Annotated in this window: 18 protein-coding genes and 1 other RNA gene; 13 read left to right on the top strand and 6 right to left on the bottom strand. The window is 57.4% G+C overall.

The window, feature by feature from the left end; translation table 11 throughout:
- Positions 1-35: 35 nt before the first annotated feature.
- The 9 genes from OHL22_RS12940 (at position 36) to OHL22_RS12900 (ending at position 6,606) form a co-directional block, all read left to right on the top strand.
- A complete protein-coding gene (locus OHL22_RS12940) occupies positions 36-713 on the top strand; it encodes an XAC2610-related protein (RefSeq protein WP_263337883.1) in 678 nt (225 codons plus the stop codon).
- Positions 714-842: 129 nt separating this feature from the next.
- Complete coding sequence (locus OHL22_RS12935) at positions 843-1,817, top strand: metallophosphoesterase family protein (protein ID WP_263337881.1); 975 nt, start codon at positions 843-845, stop codon at positions 1,815-1,817.
- Positions 1,817-2,230, top strand: coding sequence for a c-type cytochrome (locus OHL22_RS12930; RefSeq protein WP_263338908.1), 414 nt, complete (start codon positions 1,817-1,819; stop codon positions 2,228-2,230). The genes OHL22_RS12935 and OHL22_RS12930 overlap by 1 nt, the downstream gene beginning before the upstream one ends.
- A gap of 22 nt (positions 2,231-2,252) precedes the next feature.
- Positions 2,253-2,801: a sigma-70 family RNA polymerase sigma factor gene (locus OHL22_RS12925; protein WP_263337879.1), complete on the top strand. Its 549-nt coding sequence runs from the start codon at positions 2,253-2,255 to the stop codon at positions 2,799-2,801.
- A 1-nt stretch (position 2,802) separates the two neighbouring features.
- On the top strand, positions 2,803-3,522 hold the full coding sequence (locus OHL22_RS12920; protein ID WP_263337877.1) for an anti-sigma factor family protein: 720 nt from the start codon (positions 2,803-2,805) through the stop codon (positions 3,520-3,522).
- Positions 3,523-3,615: 93 nt separating this feature from the next.
- An RNA gene (gene ffs, locus OHL22_RS12915) (signal recognition particle sRNA small type) lies at positions 3,616-3,713 on the top strand.
- 83 nt (positions 3,714-3,796) lie between these two features.
- Positions 3,797-4,825, top strand: a complete 1,029-nt coding sequence (locus OHL22_RS12910; protein WP_263337875.1) for a beta-ketoacyl-ACP synthase III — start codon at positions 3,797-3,799, stop codon at positions 4,823-4,825.
- A 318-nt stretch (positions 4,826-5,143) separates the two neighbouring features.
- The gene (locus tag OHL22_RS12905; protein ID WP_263337874.1) at positions 5,144-6,259 is read left to right on the top strand and encodes a WD40/YVTN/BNR-like repeat-containing protein; all 1,116 of its coding nucleotides are present in this window, start codon (positions 5,144-5,146) and stop codon (positions 6,257-6,259) included.
- Positions 6,259-6,606, top strand: a complete 348-nt coding sequence (locus OHL22_RS12900) for a MoaD/ThiS family protein (RefSeq protein WP_263337872.1) — start codon at positions 6,259-6,261, stop codon at positions 6,604-6,606. Before OHL22_RS12905 ends, OHL22_RS12900 begins: the two co-directional genes overlap by 1 nt.
- Before the next feature lie 24 nt (positions 6,607-6,630).
- Here OHL22_RS12900 and OHL22_RS12895 read toward each other — a convergent pair whose 3' ends face one another.
- The gene (locus OHL22_RS12895; protein ID WP_263337870.1) at positions 6,631-7,143 is read right to left on the bottom strand and encodes a DUF1697 domain-containing protein; all 513 of its coding nucleotides are present in this window, start codon (positions 7,141-7,143) and stop codon (positions 6,631-6,633) included.
- A gap of 137 nt (positions 7,144-7,280) precedes the next feature.
- Here OHL22_RS12895 and OHL22_RS12890 point away from each other — a divergent pair, with 137 nt between their 5' ends.
- Positions 7,281-8,276, top strand: a complete 996-nt coding sequence (locus tag OHL22_RS12890) for a M48 family metallopeptidase (RefSeq protein WP_263337866.1) — start codon at positions 7,281-7,283, stop codon at positions 8,274-8,276.
- Positions 8,277-8,303: 27 nt separating this feature from the next.
- Complete coding sequence (locus OHL22_RS12885) at positions 8,304-9,431, top strand: toll/interleukin-1 receptor domain-containing protein (protein WP_263337864.1); 1,128 nt, start codon at positions 8,304-8,306, stop codon at positions 9,429-9,431.
- 2 nt (positions 9,432-9,433) lie between these two features.
- On the opposite strand, the gene OHL22_RS12880 is transcribed toward OHL22_RS12885, so the two are convergent.
- Both OHL22_RS12880 and OHL22_RS12875 read right to left on the bottom strand, forming a co-directional pair.
- Positions 9,434-9,829 carry a hypothetical protein gene (locus OHL22_RS12880; RefSeq protein ID WP_263337861.1) on the bottom strand — a complete coding sequence of 132 codons (396 nt, stop codon included), beginning with the start codon at positions 9,827-9,829 and terminating at the stop codon, positions 9,434-9,436.
- 124 nt (positions 9,830-9,953) lie between these two features.
- Complete coding sequence (locus OHL22_RS12875) at positions 9,954-11,933, bottom strand: PP2C family protein-serine/threonine phosphatase (RefSeq protein ID WP_263337858.1); 1,980 nt, start codon at positions 11,931-11,933, stop codon at positions 9,954-9,956.
- A 128-nt stretch (positions 11,934-12,061) separates the two neighbouring features.
- On the opposite strand from OHL22_RS12875, the gene OHL22_RS12870 reads away from it, so the two are divergent.
- Positions 12,062-13,792, top strand: a complete 1,731-nt coding sequence (locus OHL22_RS12870) for an alpha-L-fucosidase (protein WP_263337856.1) — start codon at positions 12,062-12,064, stop codon at positions 13,790-13,792.
- Positions 13,793-13,832: 40 nt separating this feature from the next.
- On the opposite strand, the gene OHL22_RS12865 is transcribed toward OHL22_RS12870, so the two are convergent.
- The 3 genes from OHL22_RS12865 to OHL22_RS12855 form a co-directional block, all read right to left on the bottom strand.
- Complete coding sequence (locus OHL22_RS12865) at positions 13,833-14,615, bottom strand: endonuclease/exonuclease/phosphatase family protein (protein WP_263337854.1); 783 nt, start codon at positions 14,613-14,615, stop codon at positions 13,833-13,835.
- Positions 14,591-15,895: a phospholipase D-like domain-containing protein gene (locus OHL22_RS12860; RefSeq protein WP_263337851.1), complete on the bottom strand. Its 1,305-nt coding sequence runs from the start codon at positions 15,893-15,895 to the stop codon at positions 14,591-14,593. The genes OHL22_RS12865 and OHL22_RS12860 overlap by 25 nt, the downstream gene beginning before the upstream one ends.
- A gap of 208 nt (positions 15,896-16,103) precedes the next feature.
- The gene (locus OHL22_RS12855) at positions 16,104-16,808 is read right to left on the bottom strand and encodes a TetR/AcrR family transcriptional regulator (protein WP_263337847.1); all 705 of its coding nucleotides are present in this window, start codon (positions 16,806-16,808) and stop codon (positions 16,104-16,106) included.
- Between the two features lie 134 nt (positions 16,809-16,942).
- Between OHL22_RS12855 and OHL22_RS12850 the strand changes: the two genes are divergently transcribed.
- Positions 16,943-18,556, top strand: coding sequence for a DHA2 family efflux MFS transporter permease subunit (locus tag OHL22_RS12850; protein WP_263337845.1), 1,614 nt, complete (start codon positions 16,943-16,945; stop codon positions 18,554-18,556).
- Positions 18,557-18,589 lie beyond the last annotated feature (33 nt).

Here is an 18,589-nt window from a genome sequence, read left to right as displayed (position 1 = left end):
CGGGGAAGTGAATTTTGGCGCTGAGGGAGGGCTAGATGCGGCTCTGGATGGCAGCGGTGGCGGTGCTAGCAGTGTTGCAGGGGGCGACGCCAGGGAATATGCGTGAATTTTCGGGGCGGGTAGGGCCGGAGATGCCGAACTGGACCTTTCGCAGCACATTTGGGGGAAGCACAGCAGCCTCTGAGGATCAAATAGGGGATTTAACACGCGTTGATGTTTTAAGCGGAGGTCAAACCCTGCAGTCTATTGAGTTTTCGGATGACGAAAGCCCAGCAAGTTTCGGTCCGCCGGAAGAGCAGGTTGAGTTACGAGATGTGGATTGTGACGGGTACAAAGATCTGCTGATTCTTAAATCGGTTGGGTATGGCGGCGTAAATACCTGGAATTACCTGTATCGCTATAACGTGCACAGTGGCAAATTCGAGCGCTATCCACCTTTTGAAGAGCAGCCTTTTGTGGACGTGAACTGCAAGACTAAGACCGTCCACTTCTACGATCGCGATGGCTGGGCTGGATGTCTTTATGAAGAGCAGTATTCGCGTTGGGTTGGTGGTGAGCTTAAGCCCGCGAGGCTCGTAATACAGGATCCTGAGGGAGACGACCGAGTGATGCGCACGATCTACATCTGGCGAGGTGGAAAGAAGGTCGTGCTGTCAAAGAGGTCATATCCGGTGAAGGATTGCCATGCGAACGAGAGCAAGTTCATGAAGTGACGCAATCGTTGTGCCGGCTTTCGTTTCTGTTTTCAAAAAATCTCCACAACTCTGGGAATAAATCGCGCGGAAGTCAGTTTTCGTCTGTGAGCAGTTGAGATTCATGGACGAAAGTTGAGGGATGGTGCGATGGAAGAATTGTTGTCTTCAGCAGAAGCGGAAATGTCGCGTGATGGCGATGTCTCCAACGATGGGATTGACCGGCGTGGGTTTTTGAAGTGCATGGCATGGGCTGGGACTGGGTTGGTGTGGAGTTTTGCTGGCGGAGTGCCGACATCGCGGTTGTTTGCGCAGGGTAGAGGGCATGAGAAGGCTGCGGACTTTACGTTTGTGCAGATCAGTGACAGCCATCTGGGTTTTAACAAGCCGGCTAACACGGATGTGGCGGGAACCTTGCAGGTGGCGCTGGATCGCATCGACGGACTGAAGGGGGCGATGAAAATGGCGCCGGATTTTCTGATTCATACGGGCGATTTGACGCATGGGTCGAAGCCTGCGGAGTTTGACCAGGTGGCGCAGATGCTGGGCAAGCGGCAGGTGTTTTATGTGCCGGGCGAACATGATACGTCGATTGACGATGGCAAGGCGTATCTGGAGAGGTATGGCAAGGGGACGAAGGGCTCGGGTTGGTACAGCTTCGACCATAAGGGTGTGCATTTCATTGGGCTGAACAATGTGCTGCAGCTTGAAGGGATGGGAAAACTGGGCGAGGAGCAGCTGGCGTGGCTGAGGCAGGATCTGGCGGCGGTGAAGAGCAGCCAGCCTGTGGCGGTGTTTGCGCACATTCCGCTGTGGGCGGTGTATCCGGAGTGGGGATGGGGTACTGCGGATGGCGAGCAGGCGCTTGCGATGCTGAAGAAGTTTGGATCGGTTACGGTGCTGAATGGGCATATTCACCAGGTGATGCAGAAAGTGGAGGGAAATGTCACGTTTCACACAGCGATGTCTACTGCGTTTCCGCAGCCCGCTCCTGGTAGCGCTCCGTCGCCGGGCCCGATGAAGGTGCCGGAAGAGAAGTTGCAGAGCATGCTTGGGATTACGAATGTGAGTTTTGCGGCGCAGCGTGGAGAGCTGGCGGTGGTGGATGCGCCGCTGGGGGCGTGATGCTTAGGGTCGGGTTGGTTTTTCTTGCGGTGCTGGCGTTGGCCGCATCGACACCTGGTTGGAGTGGGCAGTCTGATACGGATGCGAGTGTGATGCGTGGAAAGGCTGCATTTGAGCGGCGGTGTACGGGCTGCCATGCGTTGGATCGGAACCGCGAGGGGCCAAGATTGAGGGGTGTGATTGGAAGGCCGTCGGCCAGCGTCGGAGATTTTCCGTATTCAGATGCGTTGAAGGCGTTGAAGATTACCTGGGACACAGCAAAGCTGGAGAAATGGCTGAGCGATCCCGATGCGATGGCACCGGGGACGGACATGGATTTTCACGTTGCGAATGAGTCGGAACGAAAAGAGATTGCGCGTTATCTCGATGCGGCGTCGCACACGATGGTTTCGGGAAGCGAGTCGGTGCGATGATGGCTGAACGGAAAGCGTAGGTATGGAACGCGAGCAGTTCGAACAGTTGACGATGCCTCTCTTCGATCAGCTTTACAACTTTGCGCACTGGCTGAGCCAAAACCGGGCGGACGCGGAGGACCTGGTGCAGGAGACCTATGCCAAGGCGCTGAAGGGCTGGAAGAGCTTCGAGGAGGGCACGAATCTACGGGCGTGGATGTATCGAATCCTGCGGAACACCTTTTTGACTTCAAAAAGCGGGCTGAAGGCTTTGGCCACGATGCAGCTGGATGAAGAGGAGGTGGGGGCGACGGGCGTGCTGACGCATGGCAGTACGCCCGAGTTGCTACTGCTGCAGCAGGAGAGTCACGATGCGATGCTGGAGGCGCTTGCGGGGCTGCCGGTGATCTATCGCGAGGTGGTGCTGCTGTGCGAAGCAGAGGAGATGAGCTATCGCGAGATTGCGCAGGTGGTGGCGATCCCTGTGGGCACGGTGATGTCGCGCTTGGCGCGAGGGAGGCGGATGCTGCGGGAGGCATTGACAGCGCGAGTTTCGAGTGGGGCGACGGAGGCGCGGCACGATGCAGTGTGAGATGACGGAAACAGCACGCGCTGCTTACGTGGATGGCGAGAGCAGCGGACCAGATGCAGCGGCATTTGAGTTGCATCTAGCGACCTGCCCAGTGTGTGCGGCTCAGGTAGCCCTGCTACTGCGCATGAAGCGTGAGATGCGCGCGGCGCGCGGAAGATATGCGGCGCCGGCGGCACTACGCAGTACGATCAGGCGGCAGATTGCGGCGGACACGGGTAAGCCCGCGCGATGGCTGTGGCCAGTGCTGGCGACGGCGTGCTTGGTGGTGTTGGCTGCGGTGTTGACGGTGGGCTTTGAGCCTCGACAGGGGGTGTGGAACGAAGTTGCGGACCTGCATGCGTCGGCACTGGCGAGTACTAATCCGTACGACGTGGTTTCGTCGGACCGGCATACGGTGAAACCCTGGTTCCAGGGGAAGATTCCGTTTTCGTTCAACATTCCGGAGCTGGGTGGGACTGGCTACGCGTTGCTGGGTGGGCGGATGGTGTATCTGAAGCAGGAGCCTGCGGCACAGTTGATTGTGGGGATGGGGCAGCACAGAATTTCGGTTCTGATCGTGCGTGCGGGTGTGGGGGCCGATCCGGCGATGTTTGGCGGGGGACATACAGGGTTTCACACGGAAAGTTGGCGCGAGGGGGAGCTGCGGTTTTACGTGGTGGGCGATGCGGAGGAGGATGCGATTCGGAGGCTGGCAGAGCTAATTCGGAAAGCGAATTCATGACGAACCGGAGGCGCTGCTTTCAAGACGTGGAGTGCCGGCTTCGAGGAGAAACCAGCGGGTAGTGCACCCTTGGCGGATGGTATCATCAGATAGTGCCGGGCCCTACGCGACGCAATCCCGCCAACCCCGCCAGGTCCGGAAGGAAGCAACGGTAACGGGCTAGTGCGGGCGCAGTAGGTCACCCGGTACTTTTTTGGCACGCGTGACCGAAGCGGTTGCGGCTGAAACTTCTCCGCTGTAGCTGCCGGGGCGTTTGTCATGAGGAGAGTTTCGATTGAGCTCCAGCTCGAGCAAAGATTTTCGCTCGCCGGTTTGCACTCGCGCCAAGATCAGCGCACTCGGCACTTACGTTCCCCCCAAAGTTTTGACTAATGCGGATCTCGAGAAGATGGTCGAGACGAACGATGAGTGGATCGTCTCCCGGACAGGGATCAAGGAACGGCACATTCTGGAAAAAGGGCAGGGCACGAGCGATATGGCCGCGGAGGCTGCGCGGCGCTGCCTGGCTGCTCGCGGGATTGAAGCTTCAGATGTAGAGGCGATCGTCGTTGGAACGGTGACGCCGGATATGTTGTTCCCCTCGACGGCGTGCCTGGTGCAGACGAAAATTGGAGCGCATGGTGCCTGGGGTTTTGACGTTTCGGCTGGATGCTGCGGGTTTGTGTTTGCGCTGCAGGCTGGGGCGAAGCTGGTGGAGAGCGGTGCTCACAAAAAAGTGCTGGTTATCGGCGGCGACGCGAACTCGACGATTGTGAATTACAAGGATCGCACGACTTGCGTGCTCTTCGGAGACGGTGCCGGTGCGGTGTTGCTGGAACCTGCCGGTGAGGGCGAGATCGGGCTGATCGACTTTGTGCATGAGATCGATGGATCGGGCGGTCCGGCGCTGAATCTGGCGGCGGGCGGAAGCCTGAATCCTGCGAGTGCGGAGACGGTGGCGGCGGGAATGCACTTCATCCACCAGGATGGGCAGACGGTGTACAAGTTTGCCGTGCGCAAGATGGCTGAGGCCACAGTTAAGGTGCTGGAGCGGAACGGCGTTGAGGGCAAGGAGCTTGGATGTTTCATTCCTCACCAGGCGAACAAGCGGATCATTACGGCGACGGCGGATCGGCTGGGCATGGAAGAAGACCGCGTGATTATCAACATCGAAAAGTATGGCAATACTTCGGCGGGGACGATTCCGCTGGCGATGGGAACGGCGCTGGAGCAGGGGAAGCTGAAGAAGGGTGATCTGGTGCTGCTGGCTGCTGCCGGTGCTGGGTTTACTGTGGGGGCGGCGCTGCTTCGGTGGGAGATTTAGGAGCGGCGGAGTTAGCTGAGCTTCGCGTGGTTAGCAGGTTGGCGAGTTAGCGGCCTTTGTCCCTTTGGGATGAGGGCCGTTGCATTTGCGACGGGTTCGCGCTGACGCGCGAAGGTGAAGCGGATTCCCTTCGGGAATGACAGAAAGAAAAGCAAAGACAACTGCAAAAGCAGATCCTTCGCTTCGCGAGGATGACAACCTTTAGATGGCACGATTCGTGAAGGAAAGGAATGCTGGACTGTGTGGTTTGGGGTTGACTGGGGCTGGGATTGGTTGATATCAACTCTTTCGTGAGAAAGTTGGGTTGAAGGAGAGCGTATGAGCAAGGTGCGGTTGCTGGTGGGGACTAAGAAGGGCGGGTTTGTGCTGACTTCGGATGAGCGGCGGAAGGAGTGGAAGGTTTCGGGGCCGCACTTTGCGGGGTGGGAGATTTATCACATGAAGGGCTCGCCGGTGAATCCGGAGCGGGTGTATGCGTCGCAGAGTTCGGGGTGGTTTGGGCAGGTGATGCAGCGGTCGGATGATGGTGGTGAGACTTGGGCGGCGGCGGGAAACAAATTTGCGTATGAGGGCGATGCGGGGACGCACCAGTGGTATGACGGGACGCCGCATCCTTGGGAGTTTAAGCGTGTATGGCACCTGGAGCCTTCGCTGACGGAGGCAGATACGGTGTTTGCTGGTGCGGAAGATGCGGCGATGTTCAAGTCGACCGATGGCGGACAGAACTGGGTGGAACTGAGCGGGCTGCGGAAGCATGGTACCGGGCCCGCCTGGCAGCCGGGTGCGGGTGGGATGTGTCTGCATACGATTCTGCTGGATCCGACGGATGCGGAGCGGATGGTGATTGCGATTTCGGCGGCGGGGGCGTTTCGCACGGATGATGGCGGGGCGAACTGGAAGCCGATCAATAAGGGGTTGTATTCGAAGTACATTCCGAATCCGACGGCGGAGGTGGGGCATTGCGTGCATCACATTGCGCGGCATCCGGGGAAGCCGGAGGTGCTGTTTATGCAGAAGCATTGGGATGTGATGCGGTCGGATGATGCGGGTGAGAACTGGCGCGAGGTGAGCGGGGATTTGCCGACAGATTTTGGATTTGTGATTGATGTGCATGCGCACGAGCCGGAGACGGTTTATGTGGTGCCAATCAAGAGCGATCAGGAGCATTTCCCGCTGGATGGGCAGTTGAAAGTGTTTCGAAGCAGAACAGGTGGAAATGATTGGGAGCCGCTGACGAAGGGGCTGCCGCAGAGCAATTGTTATGTGAATGTGCTGCGTGATGCGATGAGCGTAGACACGATGGATGAGTGCGGCGTGTACTTTGGGACGACGGGCGGGCAGGTGTATGCGTCGACCGATGCAGGCGATAGCTGGGAGGCGGTGGTGCATGATCTGCCAGCGGTGCTGTCGGTGGAGGCGCAGGTGATTCCCTGATGGCTATGGTGCGCGTAGAGCTGCCGTATGGGTTGAGGGTGCTGGCGGGTGTGGAGCGCGAGATTGCTGTTGAGGTGGAAGGACCGGTGACGATTCGTTCGGTGCTGGATGCGATTGAGATGCGGTATCCGATGCTGGAGGGGACGATACGGGATCATGGGACGAAGCAGCGTCGGGCTTTCCTGCGGTTCTTTGCGTGCGAGGAGGATTTGTCGCATGCGGGAGCGGATGAGTTGCTGCCGGAGGCGGTGGTTTGCGGGGAAGAGCCTTTGCTGGTGATTGGGGCGATTGCGGGCGGATTGATGGGTTCGCGTTTTGAGGGAGAAGCAGATCCCCTACGGGGATGACAGACAGAAAAGCAAAAGCCTGGTCTACAGGGCGGCGGCCATTTCGGCTAGTTTGGCTACGGTGTTCATGTTGCGGGCTGTGCCGGTTTTGGCTGCGGGGATCTGGAGTTTCGATGTACCTTGACCGTCGGGGTAGTAGGCGTAGATTTCGCGGGTGCCCAGGCGAAGCTCTTCGCTGACCTGATTTTTAGCGGTGGAGAGCGCATTGGCGGCTGGTGGGCCGTCGAGGAAGATGGCGACGGTTTTGTTGCCGGGCATTTCAGAAAAAGGATTGTTGGAGCCGACGGCGGTCATTTCTGCGGCGGTGCGGACGAGGACGCCGACGGGCTTGCCGGCGTAGGCTTCGAGGGCTTTTTCGAGAGCTTTCTTTACCTGCGGTTCGGATTTTGCGGAGAGGAAGACTACGTTGCCGCTGGCGATGTAGGTCTTGACGGATTTGAAGCCGAGTTCTTCACACATGGCTTTGAGGTCGGTCATGGGGAGCTTGCCGGTGCCACCGACATTGACGGCGCGGAGAAGAGCGATGTAAGCGGACACGTGCGTTCTCCTTTGGGCTACGAGCCATGATCGCACAGGCAAAATGCTTCCGGTTACGGAGTTTGCTTCGAGTTTGTAAGACCGCTTCTCGCGGATGATGTGGGGAGTTATGCTGTTGGACACCGGAGAATGGCGCGATGGCGGGGATCAAGCTGGAAGGATTGCGGCTACAGGCTTACGAGCATCCGAGCGATGCGGCGGCGTTGAATGCGCTGACGCATACGGCTGGATTTGACACGCTGATCACGAAGCTGAATGCGTGGGGGATCGAGCGGTTTCTGCGCGTGCAGTTGACGGGAAGCTATCTGAAGGTGACGCAAGATAGTTTTCCGGATCTGTACCAGATCTACCTGGTGATGAAAGAGCGGCTGGATGTGCCGATCGAGGTGGATCTGTATATCGCTTCTGGCGGTGAGATCAATGCGTTCACGGTGGGCGTGGAGCGACCGTTGATTGTGCTCACCACAACGGCTGTGGAACAGCTTGCTCCGTATGAGATGGCCTTTGTGATTGCGCATGAGCTGGGGCACATCAAGAGCCGGCATGTGCTGTACTACCAGATTGCCGAGTTTCTGCCGCTGATAGCTGGTGTGGTGGGCAGCATGACGTTTGGCATTGGCGAATTGTTGAGCGCAGGAATGCAGATGGCGCTGCTGAACTGGAAGCGTATGTCGGAGTTTACAGCGGATCGGGCGGGGCTGCTGGGATGCCAGGATGCCGAGGTGGCGTGGCGCACGATGATGAAGCTGGCGGGATTGCCGCCGAAGTATTTTGCCAGCGTGAACACTGAGGATTTTCTGAAGCAGGCGCGGGATTTTCAGGCACTGGATGCGGATACGATTTCGAAGATTGCGAAGTGGCTTAACTCGGTGGGCGCGATGCATCCGTGGACGGTGGCGCGGGCGCAGCAATTGCTGCAGTGGATCGAGAGCGGGCAGTATGAGGAAGTGCTGAAGCATCCGCAGGGGCCGGCGTATGGAGCTGCGCAGGCGATGAAGTTTTGTAATGTGTGCGGGAATCAGTTGAAGGGCACGGAAGCGTATTGTCCGCGATGCCGGAATGCGGTGACGGGGTATGGGCCACCGCCAGCTCCGCCGTTGCCACCGGGGATGCCACCGCCGTTTGTGCGGTAGATTTATCTTTCAAAGCAATATGAGGGAATGGCGTTGCTGCGAGCATTAGCGGTGCTGGCGAATCCGACGGATCTTTACCGGTACGATGCGGATTTTCTATGGCAGCAAATGGCCGATGTGCTGGAGGGGTTGCGCAAGCGCGGCGCGGCTGCGTATGAGCGGCTGCAACCAGCTACGGCGGCAAAGCTGCGCGAGCGGCTGGAGGCGGTGGAGCGCGATGTGGTGCATATTGTGGTGCACGGACAGGAGATGGCCGCGGCACACTATGCGACGGTGGCGCTTGAGGCTTCGGACGGGCGCGCGGGTAAGATGTCGGTGCAAGCTCTGGCTGCAGTGATGACGGCGAAGAAGGCTCCGGCGCTGGTGGTATTGCAGGCAGCGGCGAGCGGGCCAACGAATCTGGAGATTGCGGCGCGAGAGATGCTGGCGCATGGAGTGAAGCATGTGGTGGTGGCTCCGCGATTGAACGAGCATGCGCAGGGAATTTTGCTGGCGAAGGTGTATGGTGCGATTGCTGGGGGATTGACGCCGATTCAACTGGCAATGGACTTGACGGCGGCTGCGTCGAATAGCGGTGCGCCGGGGCTTGGGCTGGTTGCTGTGAAAAGCGCGGAGCCGCAGAGTGCGATTTTGCCATCAAGGGCGACGGACGAGAAAACGCAGGCGCCGGGTGTGGGGCAGACGGCTACGTCGCGGGTGTTGGCGGAGTGGCGCGAAGTGTTGCGGCGCAAGCGTGATGCGAATGCGTTTGATGTGTTCCTGTGCCATAATTCGGCGGATAAGCCAGCGGTGCGGCGAATCGGGGAAGAGCTGAAGCAACGTGGTATATTGCCGTGGCTGGATGTGGAGGAGCTGCCGCCTGGAGTTCCGTGGATGCCGCTGCTGGAGCAGCAGATTCACCAGATTCGTGCGGCTGCGGTTTGCGTGGGATCGGCGGGGATTGGGCCGTGGCAGGAGCAGGAGATCATGGGGTTTCTACGGGCGTTTGTGAAGCGGGGAGTGCCGGTGATTCCAGTGGTGCTGGCGGATGCGATGATGACGCCGGAGCTGCCGGTGTTTTTGTCTTCGATGACGTGGGTGGATTTCCGGAGGGTGGATCTGGATCCGATGGAGCGGCTGGTTTGGGGGATTACGGGGAAACGACCGGATGCGTGAGGTCAACTTTCGTCGGCTCGAGGATAGTTTCTAGCTGGCCGGTTATTCGGGATTGGATCAATATCGACATGAGCAAATCCTGTGATGTCTGCAGCAGCGATCACTTTGCCTAAGACATTTCCCTTGTCTTCATTGTCGAGACCTTTATCTACTTCGTCGGGTAAAGATGGCTGACCTTTAAATGCGCAGACATGGGAGTGACTCCAATCGTTTCCCGCAATGATCGGAGACAAAAATACCCACATCGATGCGAGCGGATGCGAAGGTTCCTCGACTCGGCCTAATACTCTTTTGAGCCCGTAATTCTCAGCGATCACTACGTCCAGGATAAACGGCGGCGGCACCCTTGCGGTCACTCCATTACGGTAGGACCAGCCCCACCCGTAAATTGGATCCACGCGGATTCTCACGACTTCGATAATAGCAAGGTCGCATGGGCGGCATATTCCGAGTGAATGAACGGCTAAACGAAGATTTCAGCTTCTGTTGTAGCGAGAAGAGAGCCTTGCGGAAAGGATTGTGTCATGCGGGGATGAGGTAGACGGCATTCCAGTCGAGGGTGATGACGGTGATGTCGTCTTCCTGGCCGAAGTGGTGGGCTGTGTCGGCGATTTCAGAGGCGGGACGGCGGCTAAGCTCGGAGGTGCGCTCGAAGCCAAAGAGCTCGCCAGTGCGTGAGCGGGCTTCTACGACTCCATCGGAGAGCAGGGTGAGGCGTGCGACAGCGGGCAGTTCGAATTCGCGCTGTTCATAGGAGACTCCGGAGATGATGCCGAGCGGAAGGCCGCTTTCGACGAAGATTTCTGCCCCGTCGAGGTAGGGGGAGAGATGGCCGGCATTGGCGATGGTGACTTCGCCCAGTTCCGTGAGAACCATGCAGAGACAGGTGATGAAGCCCTCGCTCTGTGTGCGCAACAGAACCTGGTTGAGACGCTCGAGGGCAGCGGCGGGTGGCAGGAGCTCATCAGCTACGGAGCGCAAGGCGCCAACGGCTAATGCGCCGAGCATGGCTGCCTGCAGGCCCTTGCCGCTGACATCGCCGATGGCGACGAGGATGGAGCCATCGGGACGGGGCAAGACCTGGCAGAAGTCTCCGCCGACTTCTTCGGCGGCTCGATAGACTATCTCGGCGCGGAGGCCGCCGATGGTTGGAATGTCGACGGGAACGAGCTTGTTCTGGATGTCGTGCGCGGCCTGGAGCGCGGAAGCCAGACGCTGCTTTTCGCGGCTGGTGATGGCGAAACGATAGACGAGGGCGGCCAGAAATCCAAAAAGAGCGATGAGGGTCTCGAGCTGCGCGAAATTGAAGGCGAAAGGATGATGGAACACGAAGTAGCGAGTCGGGATCAGCTTGAGCCCGAAGCGGATGTTCAAGTCTAGGAGGAAGTAACCGATGTTGTTTCCGAGATCGCCGAGGGTGTGAATTGCGAGCGGGAAGATGAGGAGCTTCGCGTAGAAGTTACCGGATCGGAGGCTGCGGATGAGGTACCAAACGAGGACGAGGCTGGAAGATCCTTCGCAGACGCAGTAGGTGATATCGGCAGCGGTCTTTGAGAAGTTGAATGCCAGTACGAGCACGATTGCACCGTCGGCGATGAGCATGAGGAGCGCTGGAAGGATGGCCGGCTTCCAACTGCCGGGATAGAGCGCGTCGACGATGAAGAGGATGAAGAAGACGGCGGTGACGATGTCGAGGAGGATGTTGGAGTAGGTGTAGAGGGAGAAGTCCCACGCCTGATGCGCGGAAATGAGGTCGCTCAGGAAAAAGCATGCGTCAACAAGGAGGGTAATGGCGTACCAGAGATAAAAGCGTTCGCGGGTGAGCCAGAAAAGTATGGCAGCGGAGAGACCGACGATGAGCTTGACGACATCGATGGTGTAGATGGAGCCATCGGAGAGCAGGTCGGCGGATTTGGTGGCGGTGAAGTGATCGAGAATGGTGTCGGAACTGCCGATGAATACTGAGCCTTCGACGATGCTGGGGCGCGTGCCGGCGAAGTGGGGGTCCTGCCAGAGGCGCAGAGTGATGGCGACGTCTTTGGGGTGTGGGCCGGAGTTGACGGGTATGGTGAAGACCCGGTACGCGCCGATGACGTTGTGGGCTGGTCCTGGAGGCAGCGTGCCGACCTGAGCAATGAGCTGGCTATCGGCGAAGAGTTGATAGCTTTTGGGGATGGTGGGGAGCTCGATTACGAGAGAGCCTGTGTGTGCCGCGACGCGGAGATGGAAACGGAACCAGACAAACTCGGTCCCGGTAGGAATGCCCTGGGTTGTCCAGTCTTCGGTGGGCTTGAGTGTTTGCCAGGTTGAATCGTCGAAGGCCGGCTGCGACCACTGGGGATTATCTCCGAGATGGAAGCGCCACGCGGAGTCGATCTGGGTAATGGGAAGACGGCCGGAGTCGAGATCGAAGGTCTGCGCGCGTGATGGATGAGGTGCGAACGCGAGGCATAGCAGGACGGCGATGAAGAGACGCAGCGATCGAGATGCGGATGGTTTCATCGTCTGGCCCAGGATGACGGGAATTGCACGCGGAACTGCGGTCCGCAGGCGGTGGGTTTGGACCTGCTGCGTTAGGTAAGGTTAACTCGCCAGGGCGGGGATGCGAAGGAAATCCTGTATGGTGATCGATGTTAGATGGACGTGACTTTGTGGTGTTGCCTGGAGTGATTGCGATGGAACGATTGAGGGATGGTGTTGTTGCTTTGTCGTTGGGGCTGGTGATCGGGGGTGTCTGGGCGAGGCCGTTGTTGGCGCAGCAGGTTTCTTCGGGGACGGTCGCACCGGGGTCGATTGCTTTGGAGAGCGATCCGGAGAAGGGATCGCTGAATAAGGCGGAGCGGCTGGAGTGGTTTCGCGATCAGGGATTTGGGTTGTTTATTCACTGGGGCGTGGATGGGCAGCTTGGGGTGGTGATCAGCCACTCGCTGGTGGGAGCTTCAAAGGAGTATACGGATCGGTATTTCAGCGAGTTGCCGCAGACGTTCGATCCGGATCAGTTTCGTCCGCTGGACTGGGCGCGGCTGGCGAAGCTGGCGGGGGTGCGATATGTGATGTTCACGACGAAGCACCACTCGGGCTTTGCGATGTGGGATACGGCGACGACTCCGTTTGGCGTGATGCATACGCCGTTTCATCGCGATATTACGAAGGAAGTGTTTGATGCGTTTCGTTCGCAGGGGATTGCGACGGGGGTGTACTACTCGCCGGATGATTTCTGGTGGCTGCATCAGCATGGGATTCGGATCGAGAGGGCTGTGCCGGCGGTACAGCCGAAGAGCAATCCGGAGTTTATGAAGTATGACCAGGAGCAGATACGGGAGCTGCTGACGAAGTATGGAAAGATCGATGCGCTGTTTCTGGATGGGGATGCGACAGGGTTGCGGGATCTGGCGTGGAAGATCGACCCGAACATTATCGTGACGCGCGGAGCGATCAAGACGCCTGAGTTGACGGTACCGGGGATGCCGATGCCGGGGGCGTGGGAGACGTGCATGACGATGGGTACGGCGTGGCAGTACCAGCCGCAGAACGAGCACTACAAGAGTGGTGGAGAGCTGATTCGGCTGCTGGTGGAGACGCGCGCGAAGGGCGGCAACCTGCTGCTGAATGTGGGGCCGAAGCCGAATGGTGAATTGCCGATTGAGGAAGAAGAGCGGCTGCGCGAGATTGCGGAGTGGATGTTTGTGAACTCAGATGCGATTTATGCGGTGAGGCCGTGGGTGATCACGAACGAGGGGAATATCTGGTTTACGAAGAAGAAGGATTCGAGCGCACTGTATGCGACGGTGGAGAGCGACGCGCCGTGGCCGCGGGCTACGTGGAAGGAGTTTGTGCTGCACTCGGTGAAGGCTACGGATAAGACGCAGGTGAGCGTGCTGGGGCAGAGCGACGAGGTGGTTGAGTATCACCCAGAGATTGTGCCGAAGACGACGTGGCACCAGGAGAAGGATGGGCTGCATATTCGTGCGCTTGCGGCGCAGAGGCTGCAGGATAACTTTCGCTGGCCGAATCCGGTGGTGTTGAAGATTACGAATGCGGAGCCGGCGCTTGCGCCTCCGCGGGTGCAGACGGTGAGTGCGGCGGCTTCGGGGCAGGGCGAAGTGTTTACGGGTGATGTGCTGGATATGGGGGATCAGTCTGCGCTGCAGGTAGGGTTTGAGTACCGGTCGATTGCGGGGGAAGATGCGAATTCGCGGAATGCGGTGTGGGTGGCGACTCCGATACAGACGGTGACGAAGATTGGGCAGTTTACGACAACGGTGAGCGGGCTGGATACCAAGGGGACGTATGAGTTTCGAGCTGTGATTCAGCATCCGCTGTTGACGTTGTATGGGGCTGAGGTGCGGACGAAGCGGTGAGGTAGGTGTTCTTCGGAGCGGACTTCGATGCCATGGTTGATCAGGAAACGGAAAATGCAGGAAGCTGGAAATCTGCCAGCAGCGGCAGGTGATCGGAGGCCACGAGTGCGGTCCTGCTTCGCCACAGCATCGTTTCCTGCAGTTCGAGCGGGGGCTCGTAATAGCAGTGATCCAGCGTGGTGAAGGGCAGCATGCCTGGGAAGGTATTTGGGAACTTCAAGGCATGCCGAGGCTGGAAAGTGCTGAAGCTCTCGCGCATGAGTCTTGTTGTCAGGCCGTTTGTCCACTCGTTGAAATCTCCGAGTACGAGGCGGGATTGGTGCAGTTGCGGATCGCCAAGGATGTCCTGGCTCATCAGACGTTTTGCCTGATACCTGCGCTCCATGTAACCGGTGCCGAGATGGACGTTGAAGGTGTGCAGGAGCCGGTCTCCGCCGAGGGACAAATCCGTTCGCAGGACGCCGCGGGGTTCACGCTTTTGCGTGATGTCGGTGTTTTTCCATGCAAGTACTGGAAGACGACTGAGCGTGAGATTGCCATAGGTGCCGTTATAAATTTTGCGATTGGCTCCGAAGCAAGGCGTGAAGTCAGGAAAAGCGCGTGCAATGTCGCCGGCCTGATCATAGCGGAGACCGTGGTCCGGAGCGTTCACTACTTCCTGTAGGCACATCACGTCCGCATTCAACTCTTGAAGGACTGAAATGATGCGTTTCGGCAGAACCCGGCGATCGAAGCCGCGGCACTTGTGGATGTTGTAGGTGACTACTCGCAACCGGCTCGATTGTGCGCCTTGTTTCATTACTGTTGCCGCTCGATGATCCATCCCAGCAACTCCGTGGCGCGTTCCGTCAAGGGCCGATGTTCCCAGTCTGCCAATGATACGCGCCTGCTTTCCGTCAGATCATGATCCATGTCACGATCCAGACGCGCTGCAAAATCCACATCACGCACGGCCATGTTGACTTCGTCGTTGATGCCGAAGGAGCGGTTGTCGAAATTAGTTGAGCCGACGACTGCCCAGGACCCGTCGACGACCAAAATCTTGGCGTGAATCATCGACGGCCGATATTCAAAAACTTCAGCCCCTGCGCGCAAGAACGGCCCATAGCCACCTCGGCTTGTGCTTCGCGTGAGCGCATGGTCTGACTTGCGACCCGGCACGAGGATCCTGAGGCGCACGCCTCGCTCGATGGCGCGACAGAGCTCCTGCACCAATCCTTTGTCAGGCAGGAAGTATGGCGTGGTGATGGAAATAGTTCGTTGCGCCGATGCGAGCAACATCTGAAAAAGAACCCTGGCGCGGGTTGAGCCCCCAGGTGTCGGTGTGCTGTTGATAATCATCGCAACGATTTTGTTGTCGCAGCGAATTTCCGGAAAGTATCGCGGGCCGCAGAGCAGTTCGCCATGGCTGGTGAGCCAATTTTCAGCAAAGGTTGCCAGAAGATTCGTGACAGCCTCTCCTTCCACGCGAACGAGCGTATCACGCCATCGGGGGCTCTTTCCTACTCCTTTCCACCATTGATCTGCTACGCCCGCGCCACCGATGAAGCCGATGCGTCCGTCCACGATCAGCAACTCGCGGTGCGTGCGGTTATCTACTCGGGACACGTTGTACCAGCGAATCTTGTTGTACCGCTCGATCCTTCCTCCGGCATCTATCAACTGCTTGAGAAATGCTGTGTTTGTTTTCCAGCTACCAAAGGCATCAAGAACCAGATTGACCTGAACGCCGGCCCTCGCGCGCTCTGCCATGGTCTCAATATAGAGACGGGCGATCTCACTGGGCTGAAAGACATAGGCTTCAAGACAGATGCTCTGTTGCGCCGAGCGCATGGCATCCAGTGCAGCGGTGTAGAAAGATGGCCCGTTGGTCAACACGTCCAGAGTGCCTGTCCTGTTGATCCTGGCGTCCACCAATGACTCCAACACATTCAGAAAGCCATCGGAGCCGTTTGCAGGCAGATCATCCGGACAGGAGATCGAGTACTGAGGTACGGGCCCGATGACTCCAGCGAGCAAAAAAAGGAGAACAAAAAGCAGGCAAAGGCCACCAACAATAGCCCAACCGGTGGAAATTACGATGCTCAGCAACAAGGCTGTCATTACGCTGCACCTCCCATTTGGCGCAGAAAGAACTCGGCCTGTTGGATGCCGCGAATGAACCTGAGGGCTTTAGAGATGGGTGATGATTGTTCCGATTGGGTTACATGCAGAGTCAAACGCGGCTTCGATCTCGAGAGAGCGTGGGGGGCGAGCAGTATTGAGCATCCCTGCTGAGGAATATCCAACCCCCGCGTGGAGCACCTTTCAATCATTGTCCTGCGTGCGAATACTTCGTGGGGCCACCAATGCGGGTGGAGTAGGCACGCAGGAACATTTCAACGGCGGCACTGACGCGACGTTTTTTTTCTTTCAGACTGACATTGTCGGGAAGCCCGAGCATTGTCCAGCGAACGTATCCACCGGTAATGAGGCTCATCAGATGTTCTGCCATCATCTGAGGGCTTTCCTTGACCAGGCGGTGGCGCCTGATTTGTTCTTCCATGTAGCTGGCGAGGAAAGCAACGCCGCGGCCAGGGCCGAGCTCATAGAAGCGCTTTGCCAGATGCGGAAACTTCGATGATTCCATGCTTATCACCCTGACCATTCCGCGTTGGTTTTCGGAAAGAACCAGTTGAAGAAGATCGAAGCCATATTCGTTGAGCGTCTGTTCAATGGGTGGATCAGGCTGCAACGTTGTTGCAAACTCACTCAGAATCGACTCCATGCGTCGTTCCACTACGGCGAGAAACAGCTTTTCTTTGGTGGGGTAGCGGGCATAAAGAGTCGTTTTTGAGCAATTGCCACGGCGTGCGATCTCGTTGGTGCTGGCTCCCTCGAAGCCATGCTCGATAAATACTTCCGCAGCCACATCCAGAAGCTCGGAAACACGGTCATCATCAAGCCGCGTTTGAATGGACGCACTCGCGCCTTTTTTACTTTCGGTTTCTCTTTTCGCTGGTGAGGTTGTTTTCATCGGTATTTATCTTACCGATGTTTTTCTGCATCCGGTCATTGAGGAATACATCAGATACAGTACCATACGGTATCGTTGCGTGGAAATGGATCCTCTTGCATGCAGCCGATGCCGATTCTGAGGGCTTTTCATCGATGGCAACAGAGACTCTGGTATTGGAACAATCGGTTACGGTCACACAGCAATGGAAGCCAGCAATCAATCCGTGGCTGATCGCGGCTACCGTAGCTCTTGGCGCATTTATGGAGGTGCTGGACACCTCGATTGCCAATGTAGCGCTTCCTCATATTGCGGGAAGTCTTGGCGCGAGCGAGGACGAGAGCACCTGGGTGCTTACGGCCTATCTTGTTTCCAATGCTGTCGTGCTGCCAATGGGTGGTTGGGCGGCAAGCATTATCGGACGCAAGCGTTTTTTTCAGCTATGCCTGATCGTCTTTACCATCAGTTCTTTCTTGTGCGGGATTGCGCCCACGCTGCCCATACTTTTGCTATGCCGCGTCATTCAGGGGGCTGGTGGCGGCGGTCTCCAGCCGATGGCTCAGGCCATCATGGCTGATTCCTTTGAGCCTCATCAGAGGGGACTGGCCTTTTCTCTCTATGGGCTCGTTGCCGTGCTTGCTCCGTCAATTGGACCAACGCTCGGCGGATGGATTACCGATAACTACAACTGGAACTGGATTTTCTATATCAACATTCCAGTGGGAATATTGTCGATCCTTCTGACGCAGCGTCTGGTCGAGGACCCGCCGTGGATGAAGGCCGATAAGAAGAATCTATCCAGGATCGATTCGCCGGGGCTGATTTTGCTTGTCCTGTCGATGGCGTCTTTGCAGATCATGCTGGACAAGGGCGAGGAAAAAGACTGGTTCCAGTCATCCTTCATTCAAGTCTTCGGTATTACTTTTGCAATTACGTTTCTGGCGCTGATTATCTGGGAATGGCGCCCTAAACAGCCACTTATGGACTTGAAGCTTCTGAAATCCAAGAACTTCGCGGTGTGTTGTTTTCTGATGCTGATCACCGGAGGTTTGCTTAACGCATCCACGGTGCTGCAACCGCAATTTGAGCAGGCAAGCCTCGGATACACGGCAACGGTCGCCGGCCTGTCTCTCTCTGCGGGAGGCGTTATTCTGCTGGTTTTGATGCCGATGGCTGGGCAGGCTCTTGCGAGAATCCCGGCGCGCAATCTTATTCTCTTTGGTTTTGCAGTCTATGCCGCGGGGTATTTCTATACCGCAACACATCTCAACCTGGGATTGAGCTTTGAGACCAATTCGTGGCTGAGGGTGATACAGGTCGTGGCTATTCCGTTTGTATTTATTTCCGTGACGACTGCTGGTTATTTCGGGATGCCCTCGGAGAAGAGTAACCAGATCTCCGGTCTCATTAACTTTGTCCGGAATATTGGCGGAAGCATCCTGATTTCCTTAACCGGGGCTGCAATAACGGAGAGGGGACAGTTCCACGCTCATGAACTGCTGAAGTATGTAACGCCCAGCAGTCCTGTATTTCAGACTCAGCTCAGGTCATTACAAAATTCCCTCTCGGGCTTTTTCGGCACGGCAAATGCAAACTATCTTGCCCAGGCGCAAATCTACAATCGGCTGCAAGCCCAGGCAAGCCTTCTTGCATACGTGGATGTCTACTTTATTTTGTGCGTACTCTCGCTGTTGATGATTCCACTGACTTTGCTGCTTCGGCGGAATAATCCGAAGGAGAGCGCGAAAAATAAGGTTGCTATTCACTAGAACCGGTCTGGTTGAGGTGACACGGTTGAAGCG

It is taken from the genome of Acidicapsa dinghuensis (genome assembly GCF_025685685.1).
GTDB lineage: Bacteria > Acidobacteriota > Terriglobia > Terriglobales > Acidobacteriaceae > Acidicapsa > Acidicapsa dinghuensis.
Note: the sequence above shows the minus strand (reverse complement) of the source record. Positions and strands in the feature narration are given on the sequence as shown.